Origin of the sequence: Streptomyces sp. NPDC096193 (assembly GCF_040302905.1) — a bacterium.
Lineage (GTDB): Bacteria > Actinomycetota > Actinomycetes > Streptomycetales > Streptomycetaceae > Streptomyces.
Map to the genome: position 1 here is coordinate 15,577 of NZ_JBEOSJ010000009.1, position 15,002 is coordinate 30,578.

9 protein-coding genes are annotated in these 15,002 nt (G+C 70.3%); 4 read left to right on the forward strand and 5 right to left on the reverse strand.

The genetic code is table 11. The features are described from left to right. Nucleotides 1-94: 94 nt before the first annotated feature. Nucleotides 95-670: a GNAT family N-acetyltransferase gene (locus ABTX78_RS15430; RefSeq protein WP_352207301.1), complete on the reverse strand. Its 576-nt coding sequence runs from the start codon at nt 668-670 to the stop codon at nt 95-97. 241 nt (nt 671-911) lie between these two features. Between ABTX78_RS15430 and secA the strand changes: the two genes are divergently transcribed. Beyond that, entirely contained in the window at nt 912-3,728 is a 2,817-nt protein-coding gene (secA, locus tag ABTX78_RS15435; RefSeq protein WP_352207302.1) for a preprotein translocase subunit SecA, read from the forward strand. A 125-nt stretch (nt 3,729-3,853) separates the two neighbouring features. On the opposite strand, the gene ABTX78_RS15440 is transcribed toward secA, so the two are convergent. Beyond that, a complete protein-coding gene (locus tag ABTX78_RS15440; protein WP_352207303.1) occupies nt 3,854-4,273 on the reverse strand; it encodes an Rv3235 family protein in 420 nt (139 codons plus the stop codon). A gap of 277 nt (nt 4,274-4,550) precedes the next feature. Between ABTX78_RS15440 and ABTX78_RS15445 the strand changes: the two genes are divergently transcribed. Both ABTX78_RS15445 and ABTX78_RS15450 read left to right on the forward strand, forming a co-directional pair. Further along, the gene (locus ABTX78_RS15445) at nt 4,551-5,057 is read left to right on the forward strand and encodes a DUF6912 family protein (protein ID WP_352207304.1); all 507 of its coding nucleotides are present in this window, start codon (nt 4,551-4,553) and stop codon (nt 5,055-5,057) included. A 58-nt stretch (nt 5,058-5,115) separates the two neighbouring features. Beyond that, complete coding sequence (locus tag ABTX78_RS15450; RefSeq protein ID WP_352207305.1) at nt 5,116-5,781, forward strand: HAD family hydrolase; 666 nt, start codon at nt 5,116-5,118, stop codon at nt 5,779-5,781. Nucleotides 5,782-6,571: 790 nt separating this feature from the next. Here ABTX78_RS15450 and ABTX78_RS15455 read toward each other — a convergent pair. Beyond that, nucleotides 6,572-7,138 carry a DJ-1/PfpI family protein gene (locus ABTX78_RS15455; RefSeq protein WP_352207306.1) on the reverse strand — a complete coding sequence of 189 codons (567 nt, stop codon included), beginning with the start codon at nt 7,136-7,138 and terminating at the stop codon, nt 6,572-6,574. A 460-nt stretch (nt 7,139-7,598) separates the two neighbouring features. Here ABTX78_RS15455 and ABTX78_RS15460 point away from each other — a divergent pair, with 460 nt between their 5' ends. Next, nucleotides 7,599-12,551: an NAD-glutamate dehydrogenase gene (locus ABTX78_RS15460; protein ID WP_352207307.1), complete on the forward strand. Its 4,953-nt coding sequence runs from the start codon at nt 7,599-7,601 to the stop codon at nt 12,549-12,551. 171 nt (nt 12,552-12,722) lie between these two features. Here ABTX78_RS15460 and ABTX78_RS15465 read toward each other — a convergent pair whose 3' ends face one another. Both ABTX78_RS15465 and ABTX78_RS15470 read right to left on the reverse strand, forming a co-directional pair. After that, on the reverse strand, nt 12,723-13,685 hold the full coding sequence (locus tag ABTX78_RS15465; protein ID WP_352207308.1) for a serine/threonine-protein kinase: 963 nt from the start codon (nt 13,683-13,685) through the stop codon (nt 12,723-12,725). A gap of 48 nt (nt 13,686-13,733) precedes the next feature. Beyond that, nucleotides 13,734-14,975 carry a glycosyltransferase 87 family protein gene (locus tag ABTX78_RS15470; RefSeq protein ID WP_502993879.1) on the reverse strand — a complete coding sequence of 414 codons (1,242 nt, stop codon included), beginning with the start codon at nt 14,973-14,975 and terminating at the stop codon, nt 13,734-13,736. Between the last annotated feature and the right edge of the window lie 27 nt (nt 14,976-15,002).

Consider the following 15,002-nt stretch of genomic DNA (forward strand, 5'->3'; position numbering starts at 1 on the left):
CACAGCCGATCCCCGGCCGGATCCGCCCCCATGCCTGCTTACGCACCCGTGGAGCGGAGCGCCGTATCGGCCCCGGGAACGGACCGCGCCCGGTTCAGTCCCTCGTCGGCAGATACGGCTGCGGTGTCGGCAGCCCCACATCCGACGGGAGCAGCGAGCCCACCCAGGCGTCACGGAGGGTGTCCTTGTTCAGGAGCGCCGCGCGCAGCGCCCCCTCGACCACGAAGCCGGCCTTCTCGGCCACCGCGCGCGAGGCGGTGTTACCGACCTCCGCGCGCCACTCCAGCCGGGTCGCGCCCAGTCTGGTGAAGGTCCAGTGCGCCACGGCGCCCACCGTCTCCGCCATGATCCCGCGCCCCCGGAACTCCTTGCCCGTCCAGAACCCGATCTCCCAGGTACCCGAGAAGGTACGCAGCGTGACCCCAACGGACGCCATCAGCGGGCCGCCGGTGCGCGGCAGCACGGCGAAGGTGCACATCGTTCCGTTGCGCCAGCCCTCCGGGACCATCTGACCGGTGAACTCGGCGGCGTGCTCGCGTTCGTACGGCGAGGGGACGGTGGTCCACCGCTGGATGTCGGGGTCCTGACAGGACTCGAAGACCGCCTCCGTGTCGTCGGGCGTGAAGGTACGCAGCAGCAGGCGCTCGGTGGTGAGAGTGATGGGCTCCATGGCCCGGATTCTGGTTCGCCCAGGGGACGGATGCGAGCACTTTTCGTACCTCACCGGCACCTTCGGCGCGTCCCGCGCGTTCTCATTGCGGGTAACAGCAGGCCTGGCTGACTGCGGGCCTCCCGACCCGGCGTGGTCCTCGCTTACGATGGCCGTTGCGGTGGGGCCTACCTGCCGTGCCCGCGCCAGTGTCCCTAACACGACCCAGTGCCAGGCCCGATCGGCAAGGAGACCAGCCTCAGTGTCCGTCTTCAACAAGCTCATGCGTGCAGGCGAAGGCAAGATCCTGCGCAAACTGCACCGCATCGCGGACCAGGTCAACTCCATCGAAGAGGACTTCGTCAACCTCTCCGACGCCGAGTTGCGGGCGCTCACGGACGAGTACAAGGAGCGGTACGCCGACGGCGAGAGCCTCGACGACCTGCTTCCGGAGGCGTTCGCGACCGTTCGTGAGGCCGCCAAGCGCGTCCTCGGCCAGCGCCACTACGACGTCCAGATGATGGGTGGCGCCGCGCTGCACCTCGGCTACGTCGCCGAGATGAAGACCGGTGAGGGCAAGACCCTCGTCGGCACCCTCCCCACTTATCTCAACGCGCTCTCCGGCAAGGGCGTCCACCTGATCACGGTGAACGACTACCTGGCCGAGCGCGACTCCGAGATGATGGGCCGGGTCCACAAGTTCCTGGGCCTGTCCGTCGGCTGCATCCTTGCGAACATGACGCCGGCCCAGCGCCGCGAGCAGTACAACTGCGACATCACGTACGGAACGAACAACGAGTTCGGCTTCGACTACCTCCGCGACAACATGGCGTGGTCCAAGGACGAGCTCGTCCAGCGCGGCCACAACTACGCCGTGGTCGACGAGGTCGACTCGATCCTCGTCGACGAGGCCCGTACGCCGCTGATCATCTCCGGCCCTGCCGACCAGGCCACGAAGTGGTACGGCGACTTCGCCAAGCTCGTCACCCGCCTGACCAGGGGCGAGGCGGGCAACCAGCTCAAGGGCATCGAGGAGACCGGCGACTACGAGGTCGACGAGAAGAAGCGGACCGTCGCCATCCACGAGCCGGGTGTCGCGAAGGTCGAGGATTGGCTGGGCATCGACAACCTCTACGAGTCGGTGAACACCCCGCTGGTGGGCTACCTGAACAACGCCATCAAGGCCAAGGAGCTCTTCAAGAAGGACAAGGACTACGTCGTCATCGACGGCGAAGTCATGATCGTCGACGAGCACACCGGCCGTATCCTCGCCGGCCGCCGCTACAACGAGGGCATGCACCAGGCCATCGAGGCGAAGGAAGGGGTGGACATCAAGGACGAGAACCAGACGCTCGCCACGATCACCCTGCAGAACTTCTTCCGTCTCTACGACAAGCTCGCGGGCATGACCGGTACGGCGATGACCGAGGCCGCCGAGTTCCACCAGATCTACAAGCTGGGCGTCGTGCCGATCCCGACGAACAAGCCCATGGTCCGCAAGGACCAGTCCGACCTGATCTACCGCACCGAGGTCGCCAAGTTCGCGGCGGTCGTCGACGACATCGCCGAGAAGCACGAGAAGGGTCAGCCGATCCTGGTCGGCACCACCTCGGTCGAGAAGTCCGAGTACCTCTCGCAGCAGCTGAGCAAGCGTGGCGTCCAGCACGAGGTCCTCAACGCCAAGCAGCACGACCGGGAGGCGACGATCGTCGCCCAGGCCGGCCGCAAGGGCGCGGTCACCGTGGCGACGAACATGGCCGGCCGTGGTACCGACATCAAGCTCGGCGGCAACCCCGACGACCTCGCCGAGGCGGAGCTGCGCCAGCGCGGCCTGGACCCGGTCGAGCACGTCGAGGAGTGGGCGGCGGCGCTGCCCGCGGCGCTGGAGCGGGCCGAGGCGGCCGTCAAGGCCGAGCACGACGAGGTCACCGACCTCGGCGGCCTGTATGTGCTGGGCACCGAGCGGCACGAGTCGCGCCGTATCGACAACCAGCTGCGCGGCCGTTCCGGACGTCAGGGCGACCCGGGCGAGTCCCGCTTCTACCTCTCGCTCGGTGACGACCTGATGCGGCTGTTCAAGGCGCAGATGGTCGAGCGCGTGATGTCGATGGCGAACGTCCCCGACGACGTCCCGATCGAGAACAAGATGGTGACGCGCGCGATCGCGTCCGCCCAGTCGCAGGTCGAGCAGCAGAACTTCGAGACGCGTAAGAACGTCCTGAAGTACGACGAGGTGCTCAACCGCCAGCGTGAGGTCATCTACGGCGAGCGCCGCCGCGTCCTGGAGGGCGAGGACCTGCACGAGCAGGTGCGGCACTTCATGGACGACACCATCGACGCCTACATCCAGGCGGAGACGGTCGAGGGCTTCGCCGAGGAGTGGGACCTGGACCGGCTGTGGGGCGCTTTCAAGCAGCTCTACCCGGTGAAGGCGACCGTGGAGGAGCTGGAGGAGGCGGTCGGCGACCGCGCCGGCATCACCGCCGACTTCATCGCGGAGTCCATCAAGGACGACATCCACGAGCAGTACGACGAGCGTGAGAAGACGCTCGGCTCGGACATCATGCGTGAGCTGGAGCGCCGCGTGGTGCTGTCGGTCCTGGACCGCAAGTGGCGTGAGCACCTCTACGAGATGGACTACCTCCAGGAGGGCATCGGCCTGCGCGCGATGGCCCAGAAGGACCCGCTGGTGGAGTACCAGCGCGAGGGCTTCGACATGTTCACCGCCATGATGGAGGGCATCAAGGAGGAGTCCGTCGGCTACCTGTTCAACCTGGAGGTCCAGGTCGAGCAGCAGGTCGAAGAGGTCCCCGTGCAGGACTCCGCGCGCCCCTCGCTCAGCAAGGACGACGCGGTACCGGCCGGCGCCCCGCGCCCCGAGATCCGCGCCAAGGGCCTCGGCGCCCCGCAGCGGCCGGACCGGCTGCACTTCTCCGCTCCCACGGTGGACGGCGAGGGCGGTGTGATCGAGGGCGACTTCGAGAACGACGGTGACTCCGGGCGCGGCGAGTCGGAGGGCATGACGCGTGCGGAGCGCCGCAAGGCGCAGAAGAGTGCGGGTCGACGCCGCAAGAAGTAGCGCGGGCGGCCCTCGGGCCTCTCCGCGGCGCACGGCCGGGGCCGGACACCTTTCGGGGTGTCCGGCCCCGGCCGGTTTCCCGGACCGGGCCGAGCGGCGCCGAGCAGCCCGGGCGCGGCGCGTGGTTATGACGAGCACACCCGCTCGCCGCCCAGTTCGATCGCCGAGCAGCGCCAGCGGGCGTCCGCGCCCTGTTCGAGACGGAAGGCCATCGCGCTCACCCGGTCGCCCGAGCCGATGCGGGCGAACGCCTCGATGACGCCGGGGCCGGGGTGGTACTCGCCGCAGTGGCGGACCACGGGCGTCACACGGTCCGCGGGACGCAGCGGGGCGCCCGGGGCCAGTTGGACGAGCTGTTCGTATGCCTCGCCGATCGTGTGGCCGAGCATCCAGTGCACTGGGCGCCGGCCGCTCAGCACCGCCAGGAGGCGGTCGGCGAACCAGTAGTGCGGCCGGTCCTGGCGCCGGGCACGTGCGAGTGCCGACGCGGCGACGGCGGCGGGCCGGCGCTGGTCGTGCCGCCCTGCGGGTCGGGTCCTGTTCATGGCAGATCGCCCCCGATGAGTACGGGCCCGGCTCGTACCGGGCGGTAACTTCGTTGGTGATCTTCTACGGCGAGCAGCGGTGCGATCGCAATGCGTGACGGGCCGGATCCGAGGGTCCGCGAAGTTCACCTATCAGGGTGATGAGGGCCGTCTTCAGCCGTCTGCGGGCAAGGATGCGGTGTGTTCCGGTGGACGGTCCGGGAGGCCGCGGAGGCACCCCGAAGGGGTACCTCGCACGTATCCTGAGGGCGCATTCCGACTACGAAAGCGGCCAGCCATGCGCGTCTACGTCCCCCTGACCCTCTCCGGTCTCGCAGAGGCGCACAAGAGGGGCGAACTGGGCCCCGCGCCGATGACCGCCTACGGCGTCACGCCGGGCCTGCGCGAGTGGTACGTCTCCGACGACATCGAGGAGCTGGAGTACGCGGCCCTCAGCCGTGCCGCGGCCGCCTCGCTCCGACTGGTCGCCGGCGATCCCGGGGTCGCGAGGCGCCGGGTCGTGGTGGCCCTCGACGTACGCGACCAGGACGCGACCGCCGACCCCGACCGTTCGCTGGACTCCGGTTCGGTCGGCGAGGTGCGCATCTCGGTCGCGGTGCCGCTGGCCGAGGCGGCGGCGGTGCATGTCGACGCGGACGACGCGATCCGTGATGTCACCGCGGCGGCGGACGCTCTCGGCGCGGCGGATCAGGGCGACGACGACGCACAGTTCACCGTGGACGGTGCCGAGGACCACGAGCTGCTCTGGTACGGCGTCCAGGAGATCCCGAACCTGGTGGACTGACCTGCGCGTTCGTGGTCGGGGCTGACCGTTGTCGGACCCGTTCGGTACGGTCGTCGGCATGGGGAAGCACACGACGCACCTGGTCTGGGACTGGAACGGGACCCTGCTGGACGACATCGCGGCGGTCATCGGGGCGACCAATGCCGCGTTCGCGGAGATCGGGCTGGAGGCGATCACGCTCGATCGCTACCGCGAGCTGTACTGCGTGCCGGTTCCGCGGTTCTACGAGCGGCTGATGGGGCGGCTGCCGACCGCGGAGGAGTGGGAGGTCATGGACGAGATCTTCCACCGTCACTACAGCACCCACCGGATCGGCTGCGCGCTGACCGCGGGTGTCGAGGACCTGCTGAAGGAATGGCGACGGGCGGGCCGGAGCCAGTCGCTGCTGAGCATGTACGGGCACGAGCAGCTGGTCCCGGTCGTGAGGGGCTACGGAATCGAGAACCACTTCATACGGGTGGACGGGCGGACGGGACCGTCCGGCGGCTCGAAGGCGCTGCACATGGAGCGCCATCTGAAGGCGCTGGCCGGGTCGGCAGCGCCGGAGCACACGGTGGTCATCGGGGACGCGGTCGACGACGCGGTGGCGGCGGCCCACGTGGGCGCGCGGGCGGTGCTCTACACCGGCGGATCGCACAGCAGGACGAGCCTGGAGGAGGTCGGCGTGCCGGTGGTGGACACGCTGACGGAGGCGGTGGAGGAAGCGATGCGGTTGGTCGCCTGAGGGTTGGCCCACCCGGGGGGTGCGCAGGCCGGTCTGGCCCGTGTCCCCGGCTCGCGCCCGGGACGGGGAATCGCACCCGGGTGCGGTCCGCGCAGGGCCTGCGGCCCGGCGCAGGGTCGCCGCAGCCCTGCACCCGCGCCGCCCGGCGCACGTCCCCGGGGCTCGCGGTGCGCGCCGCGCCCGTGAGGTGCGGGCCGCCGCAACCGGCCCTGGCGCCCCGCTCGGGCCTGCGCCCTGGCTCGCACTCGCGGGCCGCACCGGCCCGTGCACGTCCGGCCGGCCATGCGGCGCGTGCGGTCACAGCCTGCTGCGGGACCGGTCAGGCCTGCGCTCCAGCCCGCACCGCACCCCCTGCACCGGACTGTGTATCTCGGCCGCTCCCGGACAGGCCGCGCCTCGCACCAGCCGGCGCCGGCCCTGTACCTCCGCCGGTCCTGCGGCGCGGGCGGTCCAGCCCGCTCCGGGACCGGTCAGGCCTGCGGCTCCAGCGTCCCCGGCTGCACCGGACTGTGTATCTCGGCCGCTCCCGCCGGAACAGACCGCGCCTCACACCAGCCGGCGCCGCCCGGTACCTCCGCCAGTCCTGCGGCGCGGGCCGCTCCACCAGGCGTGGGCCGTCCGGCCCCTCTCCGGCGCGGGCCCGCACCCGCAACCCGGAACATCCAGTCCTGCCCCGGCAGGCCGTACCGCCCCCGCGCCCGTGGGGGCGGCAGCCGCACCGGACCGCCCCGTGCCCGCGCAGCCGCACCGCCCCGCGGAACCCGCGTCACGGCGCTCAGCACCCCGCCCCCTATGACACCGGCGCCTTCGTCCGCAGCACCTTGAGGAACTCCCGCATCCACTCCGGGTGGTCCGGCCAGGCGCGGGAAGAGACCAGGGTGCCGTCGACCACAGCCGCCGTGTCCTGGAAGCTCGCTCCCGCCGCCTGCATGTCCAGTTCCAGCGCGGGGTACGCCGTGACCCGGCGGCCGTCCAGGCTGCCGATCGCCGCCGTCAGTAGCGGGCCGTGGCAGATCTGCGCCACGGGCTTGTCGGCGTCGAAGAAGGCCTTCAGAATCTTGCGCAGCTCCGGGTCGTTGCGCAGATACTCGGGCGCGCGGCCGCCCGGGACGACCACCGCCACGTACTGGCCGGGATCCACCTCGGAGAAGGCCAGGTCCGCCGGCCAGGTGTATCCCGGCTTCTCGGTGTAGGTGTCGAAGCCCGGCTCGAAGTCGTGCACGACGAACTGGAGCTTCTTGCGAGCCGGTGCCGCGATGTGGACCTCGTACCCCTCTTCCCGCAGTCGTTGGTACGGGTAGAGGACTTCGAGGGACTCGGCTGCGTCGCCGGTGACGATCAGGACCTTGGCTGTCATGGCTGCTCCCGGTGTCGGGCTGTCGGCCCGTCGGTCGGGTGTCCCTGCCGACGGAGCAGGGCCGCCGACGGCGACCGTGTCGTCACTCGCCAACCTGCCCCGCCGAGGGCTGTTTGCCAAGAGGTGCCATATGTCGCTGTCCAGAGTGTCAAACTTCCGGCCCCGGTTTTGTACACATACGGCTCATGACGGGCCTGGGGTACGGGGCGATAGCCTGGACCCGTGATCAGCGCGATACGCCCTGGGGGCAGCGAAGCCCCCGGACTCCGCCCGGAGCGCCACAGCGCCCGGGCGATCACTGATCCCTTCGATCCGGGCCGATCGCCTCATTTGGCCGATTCCCGCTCGGACATCTCTCATCGCGGCATAACGTCGACTCCGACCGGACACCCCGCGTCGTGGCGTTGCGTCGCTTTTCCTACCTACGTCACGCAACGGCGCGCGACAGGAGCCAGAGGACATGCAGACCAAGCTGGACGAAGCCAAAGCCGAGCTGCTCGCACGGGCCGCACGGGTAGCTGAGAACAGCCCGGTCGGGGGCAATCTTCCGACTGGGGCCGAGCAGAAGCGACCCGACCGGGACACTCTGCTCACGTACCTCCAGCGCTACTACCTGCACACCGCACCGGAGGACCTCACCGACCGCGACCCGGTCGATGTCTTCGGAGCCGCACTTTCCCACTTCCGCCTGGCCGAAAACCGTCCGCAGGGCACGGCCAACGTCCGGGTCAGCACCCCGACCGTGGAGGAGAACGGCTGGACGTGCAGCCACTCCGTGGTCGAGGTCGTCACCGACGACATGCCCTTCCTCGTCGACTCGGTCACCAACGAGCTCTCCCGCCAGAACCGCGGCATCCATGTCGTGATCCACCCGCAGGTCATCGTGCGCCGTGACGTCACCGGCAAGCTCATCGAGGTGCTGGCCGAGGAGTCCGCGCACAGCAAGGACCTGCCGCTCGACGCGCTCGTCGAGTCCTGGATCCACGTCGAGACCGACCGCGAGACCGACCGGGCGGACCTCAAGCAGATCACCGCCGATCTGCTGCGGGTGCTGTCCGACGTGCGCGAGACCGTCGAGGACTGGGAGAAGATGCGCGACGCCGCGCTGCGCATCGCCGACGAACTGCCCTCCGAGCCCACCGCCGACGACCTGCGCGACCAAGAGGTCGACGAAGCCCGCGAGTTGCTGCGCTGGCTCTCCGCCGACCACTTCACCTTCCTCGGCTACCGCGAGTACGAACTCACCGAGAACGACGCGCTGGCCGCCGTGCCCGGCACCGGCCTCGGTATTCTGCGGTCCGACCCGCAGCACAGCGAGGACGAGGACCACCCGGTCAGCCCGTCGTTCAGCAAGCTGCCCGCCGACGCCCGCGCCAAGGCCCGTGAGCACAAGCTGCTCGTGCTGACGAAGGCCAACAGCCGCGCGACCGTGCACCGGCCGAGCTATCTCGACTACGTCGGCGTCAAGAAGTTCGACACCAAGGGCAACGTCATCGGCGAGCGCCGGTTCCTCGGCCTGTTCTCGTCCGCCGCGTACACCGAGTCCGTGCGCCGTGTCCCCGTCGTGCGCCGCAAGGTCGCCGAGGTCCTCGAAGGCGCCGGCTTCTCGCCGAACAGCCACGACGGCCGCGACCTGCTCCAGATCCTGGAGACCTACCCGCGCGACGAGCTGTTCCAGACGCCCGTCGACCAGCTGCGCTCGATCGTCACCAGCGTGCTCTACCTCCAGGAGCGCCGCCGGCTGCGGCTCTACCTGCGTCAGGACGAGTACGGCCGCTACTACTCGGCCCTGGTCTATCTGCCGCGCGACCGCTACACCACCGCGGTCCGGCTGCGCCTGATCGACATCCTCAAGGAGGAACTCGGCGGCAGCAGCGTCGACTTCACCGCATGGAACACCGAGTCGATCCTCTCCCGCATCCACTTCGTCATCCGTGTCCCGGCCGGCACCGTGCTGCCGCACCTGACCGACGCCGACACGGAGCGCATCGAGGCCCGGCTCGTCGAGGCCGCGCGTTCGTGGTCCGACGGATTCGGCGAGGCGCTCAACGCCGAGGTCGGCGAGGAGCGCGCGGCCGAGCTGCTGCGGCGCTACGCCAACGCCTTCCCCGAGGGCTACAAGGCCGATCACTCACCCCGCTCCGCCGTCGCCGACCTGGTCAACCTCGAGGAACTGGCGCGCTCCGACAAGGACTTCGCCCTCTCCCTGTACGAGCCGGTCGGCGCGGGCCCCGGCGAGCGCCGCTTCAAGATCTACCGCAGCGGCGAGCAGGTCTCGCTCTCCGCGGTCCTGCCGGTGCTCCAGCGGCTCGGCTGCGAGGTCGTCGACGAGCGTCCGTACGAGCTGCGCTGCTCGGACCGTACGAGCGCGTGGATCTACGACTTCGGTCTGCGGATGCCGATGTCCTCCGGCAACGGCGACTACCTCGCCGACGACGCGCGTGAGCGGTTCCAGGACGCCTTCGCCGCGGTGTGGCAGGGCGAGGCCGAGAACGACGGATTCAACTCGCTGGTGCTGGCCGCCGGGCTGAGCTGGCGGCAGGCCATGGTGCTGCGGGCGTACGCCAAGTACCTGCGCCAGGCCGGTTCGACCTTCAGCCAGGACTACATGGAGGACACCCTCCACACCAACGTCCACACCACCCGGCTGCTGATCTCCCTCTTCGAGGCGCGGATGTCGCCGGGGCGCCAGCGCGGCGGCACCGAGCTGACCGACGCGCTCCTGGAGGAGCTCGACGGTGCGCTCGACCAGGTCGCGAGCCTGGACGAGGACCGCATCCTGCGTTCCTTCCTCACCGTCATCAAGGCGACGCTGCGCACCAACTTCTTCCAGGAGGCGGCGGGCGGCGCCCAGCACAGCTATGTGTCGATGAAGTTCGACCCGCAGGCCATCCCGGACCTGCCCGCGCCCCGTCCGGCGTACGAGATCTGGGTCTACTCCCCGCGGGTCGAGGGTGTGCACCTGCGCTTCGGCAAGGTCGCGCGCGGCGGGCTGCGCTGGTCCGACCGGCGGGAGGACTTCCGTACGGAGATCCTCGGTCTGGTCAAGGCGCAGATGGTGAAGAACACCGTCATCGTGCCGGTGGGCGCCAAGGGCGGCTTCGTCGCCAAGCAGCTCCCGGACCCGTCCGTGGACCGTGACGCCTGGCTCGCCGAGGGCATCGCCTCGTACAAGATGTTCATTTCGGCGCTGCTCGACATCACCGACAACATGGTCGCGGGCGAGGTCGTCCCGCCGGCCGACGTCGTACGCCACGACGAGGACGACACCTACCTCGTCGTCGCGGCCGACAAGGGGACCGCGTCGTTCTCCGACATCGCCAACGAGGTCGCGGTCGCGTACAACTTCTGGCTCGGTGACGCGTTCGCGTCCGGCGGCTCGGCCGGGTACGACCACAAGGGCATGGGCATCACCGCCCGCGGTGCCTGGGAGTCCGTCAAGCGGCACTTCCGCGAGCTGGGCCACGACACGCAGACCGAGGACTTCACGGTCGTCGGCGTCGGCGACATGTCCGGTGACGTCTTCGGCAACGGCATGCTGCTCAGCGAGCACATCCGGCTGATCGCGGCCTTCGACCACCGGCACATCGTCATCGACCCCGATCCGGACGCGGCCGTCTCCTACGCCGAGCGCCGCCGGCTGTTCGAGCTGCCGCGCTCCTCGTGGGCCGACTACAACAAGGACCTGCTGTCGGCGGGCGGCGGCATCCACCCGCGTACCGCCAAGTCGATCCCGGTCAATGCCCAGATGCGTGCCGCTCTCGGCATCGAGGCGGGCATCACCAAGATGACGCCGGCCGAGCTGATGAAGGCGATCCTGCGGTCCCCCGTGGACCTGCTGTGGAACGGCGGCATCGGTACGTACGTCAAGGCCTCCACCGAGTCCAACGCGGACGTCGGCGACAAGGCCAACGACGCGATCCGGGTCAACGGCGAGGACCTGCGGGTCAAGGTGGTCGGCGAGGGCGGCAACCTGGGGCTCACCCAGCTCGGCCGTATCGAGTTCGACCGCAAGGGCGGCCCGGAGGGCCAGGGCGGCAAGGTCAACACCGACGCCATCGACAACAGCGCCGGCGTGGACACCTCCGACCACGAGGTGAACATCAAGATCCTGCTCAACGCCCTGGTGACCGACGGCGACATGACCGTCAAGCAGCGCAACAAGCTGCTCGCCGAGATGACCGACGAGGTCGGCGCCCTGGTGCTGCGCAACAACTACGCGCAGAACACCGCCCTGTCGAACGCGGTCGCCCAGTCGCCGTCGCTGCTCCACGCCCACCAGCGCTTCATGCGGCGCCTGGAGCGGGCCGGCGCGCTGGACAGGCCGCTGGAGTTCCTGCCCACCGACCGGCAGATCCGCGAGCTGCTGAACAGCGGCCGGGGACTCAGCCAGCCGGAGCTCGCGGTGCTGCTCGCCTACACCAAGATCACGGTGGCGGACGAGCTGATCAAGACGGAGCTCCCGGACGACCCGTATCTGCGACGGCTGCTGCACGCCTACTTCCCCAAGCCGCTGCGCGAGAAGTTCGGCGATGCGATCGACGGTCACGCGCTGCGCCGCGAGATCGTCACGACCGTGTTGGTCAATGACACGGTGAACACGGGTGGTTCGACCTTCCTGCACCGGCTGCGGGAGGAGACCGGCGCGTCGACCGAGGAAGTCGTGCGGGCGCAGACGGCGGCGCGCGAGATCTTCGGGCTGAGCGCGGTGTGGGACGCCGTCGAGGCGCTCGACAACAAGGTCGACGCCGACGTCCAGACCCGGATCCGGCTCCACTCGCGGCGACTGGTCGAGCGGGGTACGCGCTGGCTGCTGGGCAACCGGCCGCAGCCGCTCGAACTGGCCGGGACCATCGAGTTCTTCGCCGAGCGCGTCGAGCAGGTCTGGGCCGAGCTGCCGAAGATGCTCCGCGGCGCCGACCTCGAGTGGTACCAGGGCATCCTGGACGAGCTCACCGGCGAGGGTGTGCCCGAGCAGCTCGCACTGCGGGTCGCCGGGTTCTCCTCCGCCTTCCCGACGCTCGACATCGTCGCGATCGCCGACCGCACCAAGAAGGAGCCGATGGCGGTCGCCGAGGTGTACTACGACCTCGCCGACCGGCTGCGGATCACCCAGCTGATGGACCGGATCATCGAGCTGCCGCGGGCCGACCGCTGGCAGTCCATGGCCCGTGCCTCCATCCGCGAGGACCTGTACGCGGCACACGCGGCGCTCACGGCTGACGTGCTCAGTGTCGGGAACGGAACCTCGACTCCCGAGGAGCGGTTCAAGGCGTGGGAGCAGAAGAACGCCGCGATCCTGGGCCGGGCGCGCGCCACACTGGAGGAGATCCAGAGCTCGGACACCTTCGATCTGGCGAACCTGTCGGTCGCGATGCGGACGATGCGCCAGCTGCTGCGTACGCACAGCTAGGCGGTCAGCCCAGCCGAAGCGGTGGAGCGCCCGTCACCCTCGTGGTGGCGGGTGCTCCGTCGTCTGCGGGTGCTCCGTCGTCTGTGCGGGCTCTGTCGTCTGTGCGTGCTCAGGTGGCGCGCGCCCTCGGAGGGTGCGCGCCCTCAGGAGCTGCGGCCCTCACCGATTCCCTCACAGATGGCGGCGGATGCGGCCCAGCCAGCCCGAGGACCGGGGGTCGTCGACTTTCGCTCCTGTGGCCCGTTCGATCTTCGCCACCGCCGTGGCCAGGGGTTTCGGCAGCCAGCCGCGGTAGTCCCCGGCGTCCCGCCCACCCGCGTCACCGCACAGCCGGGCCACTTCGGCGGCGGCGGGACGGTCCTCGGGGCGCGCGGCCAGGCACGCCGCGAGCACCTCGCGCAGCGGCGCGGGGAAGGGGCCCAGGTCCGGCGGTTCGTGCTCGGTGGCGGCGATCCGGGTGGCGACGACGAGGCCGCCGCCCTCTCCGTACGGATGACGGCCCGACGCGGCCTCCGCGGCCACCAGGCCGAGCGTGAAGACGTCGGACGCGGGCGTGACCTTCTTGCCCAGCGCGTGTTCGGGCGACATGTACTTCGGCGTGCCCACCATCCGGCCGATCGTGGTCAGCGTCGCCGTTCCGGCCGCCCGCGCGATACCGAAGTCCAGCAGCCACGGCCCGTCCGCGGTCAGCAGCAGATTGGCCGGCTTGACGTCGCGGTGGACGACCCCGGCCGTGTGGACGGCGTCCAGCGCGCAGGCCGCGCCCGCGGTCAGCCGGAGTACGGACGCCGGCGGCAGCGGCCCGTGATCGGCGAGCGCCTCGTCCAGGGGCAGTCCGGGTACGTAACGGGTCGCCAGCCAGGGCCGCTCGGCGTCCGCGTCGTGGTCGAGCACGGGGACGACATGGCGGCCGTGCACCCGGCGGGCGGCTTCGACCTCGCGGGCGAAGCGGTTCCGGAAGTTCTCGCTCTGCGCGTGTTCGCGGCGGATCAGCTTGAGCGCGACCGGCCGGCCCTCGGACCGGGTGAGGAAGACGGTCCCCATCCCGCCCTCGCCGATCCGCGCTTCGAGTACATAGCCGGCGATCTCCGCCGGGTCGTTCTCCCGCAGTGGTTCGAGCCCGTCACGACGCATCCGGCCCCCCAGAACGTGCCTGTGCACCTGCCGATGGCGTCCGGGAGCCTATCGCGAGGCCGTTGCCGTCCACAGACGCCGACACGACAGGAGTGCCGCCGTGAGCAGCAGACCGTTGCGCAGCACCATGAGCACACAGCCGAGCACGGTGCCGCCGAGCACCTCGTTGTAGAGCAGGGGATAGGCGAGCGCGCTGAGTACGGTCGCCGGCACCATCAGCAGGGCGACCGGCCGCTGGGTGGTGAACCGGGAGGTCAGACAGACCGCGGCCAGGCCGAGCAGCCAGACCATGTACTGCGGGCTGATGACGCGGCTGGTGACGGTGAACAGGAGCACGGCCGCGAAGGCCGCGTCGAACGGTGTCGCGGGATTCCAGCGCCGCGCCCTCATGCGCCACCACACCAGCCAGCCGAAGGCGACGACGGTGAGCGCCAGCGACGCCGCCGCCACGCTCGACACATACGGGCCGATGAACTCGAACGCCCCGTACTGGTAGCGCACCGTCCCCGACCAGTCCGCGTGGCGCGCGAGCTGGAGCGCGGTGCCGCCGAGCGACTCGACCTGCACACCGCGGGCGCCCTGCTGTCGTACGAAGTCGAGCGTGTGGCTGAAGCCGATGGCGAGCGCCGCGAACAGGACGGCCGCGGCGGCTGCCGCGGAGAGCCAGGCCGAGCGTGTCGCGCGTCCGCGCACGGTGCCGAGCACGGCCAGCAGCGGCCAGATCTTGATCATCGCGCCGAGTCCGGCGAGCGCGCCGCCGAGGCGCGGGCGGGTGCGCACGGCGAGCAGGGCGAGGACGGCGACGGCGGTGACCGGGACGTCGTACCGGGCCAGCGGGATGTTCAGCAGCAGCGGCAGCGCGCACACCCACAACCAGGCGCCCCGTACCCCCGCGCGGGCCAGCGCGACGGTGATGACCGCGTCGGACACGAGGACGAGCGCTACGAAGGCCTCGAAGTACGACAGCCAGGGCAGGGGGCCCGGAGAGAGGAACACGAGCGCGGCGCCGGGCGGGTACTGCCAGGTGACATCGTCCACGGGGAACGCCCCGTGGGCGAGTTGCTCGTACCACCGCCGGTAGAGGGTGTGCACCTCGCCCGCCACACCGGTGTCGCCGAGGCGGTCGACGACGAGCAGGGCCAGCATGCCGAAGCGGGTGGCCACCCAGGTGAGAGCCAGCGCGAAGCTGTGTCGCGGGCCCAGTCGGCGTCCGGTACCGGGGCGGTTGTCCGCCAGTACCGGAGCCAGATGGTGGGCGGACGGGAGCGGGGCGATCCAATGGGGCGTCATCGGCGGGTACTTTAGCCTGATTTACAT